The 1,002-nt window shown below is 45.6% G+C and carries 1 protein-coding gene and 1 pseudogene; both read right to left on the bottom strand.

Annotated features, from left to right (window positions below; all coding sequences use genetic code 11):
* Nucleotides 1–90: 90 nt before the first annotated feature.
* Nucleotides 91–795 carry an IS21-like element helper ATPase IstB gene (gene istB / locus LZG71_RS30355; protein WP_233827036.1) on the bottom strand — a complete coding sequence of 235 codons (705 nt, stop codon included), beginning with the start codon at nt 793–795 and terminating at the stop codon, nt 91–93.
* Nucleotide 796: 1 nt separating this feature from the next.
* Nucleotides 797–1,002: pseudogene (locus LZG71_RS30350) on the bottom strand (IS21 family transposase); the annotation flags it as partial.

Raw genomic sequence — 1,002 nt, 5'->3', positions numbered from 1 at the left:
TGGATATTCCGTTGATGCTGACCCCGTACCGGGCATACTGCCCCCCTTAATTTAGGTTCTGATCTGAGAGATTCTGATGGGCTGACAATTTTACCGTTTTTTTCTTAAACTTTCACCTTTTAGTTCGATCCGGTATGAAGTATGGACTAATCGATCTAATATCGCATCCGCAACTGTTTCCTCCCCAATTACATCATACCAGTTTGCAACCGGCAGTTGACTTGCAATAATAGTGGACCTTTTCGCGTGGCGATCCTCAATAATTTCCATCAGGTCCATGCGCTGCTGCTGTTCTAGCCGGGTAAGTCCAAAGTCATCCAGAATAAGGAGCTCAGAACGTGATAGTCTTTCCATGAGTTTGTAAATGCTTCCGTCGACCCGGCTTAGTTTCGTTTTCAACAGCAACTTTTGCAGGTTGTAGTACTGGACTTTATAGCCCTGCGCACAAGCCTGGTGGCCAAGTGCTGATGCTAAAAAGCTTTTTCCAGCGCCGGAAGCGCCACTAATCAGGATGGCTTCGCCTTTGGATAGATAATTGCCGGTAGCAAGTTCTGTGACCAGCGAACGGTCAAGTCCTCTGGAACTATCCATATTTAATTCTTCCACGGAAGCCTGGTAGCGGAACTGTGCGTTCTTCTGTAACCTTTCAAAACGCTGGTCACTGCGCTGCTGGTGTTCTGCCTGCAGAAGGAGTTCAAGACCTTCGGCAAGATTGAGCTCATGATGTCTTCGGGTTTCCAGCAATGCCTGCCAACTGCTGCACATACCATGCAGACGTAGTTCTTTTAGTTGCACTTCAATTTTCATTTTGTAAAAAGTTAATGGTAGACTGTATGTAATAATCTTTGCCCCGGATGTTATGATGTGCCGGTAGCGTTTGTGGTTGAGTTATCTCATCCTGATGATCGGTCATGTTATTTTCCAGGATCTTCTGAATGAATCGGTAAGAGTAAATTCCGTTATCTATGGCGATCTGGCAGGCCTTTGCAAATTTATCCGGAT

It is taken from the genome of Dyadobacter sp. CY312, assembly GCF_021390535.1.
In the GTDB taxonomy this organism is placed as follows: domain Bacteria; phylum Bacteroidota; class Bacteroidia; order Cytophagales; family Spirosomataceae; genus Dyadobacter.
The sequence above is the reverse complement of the archived record's forward strand: the minus strand, read 5'-3'. Positions and strand labels throughout refer to the sequence as shown.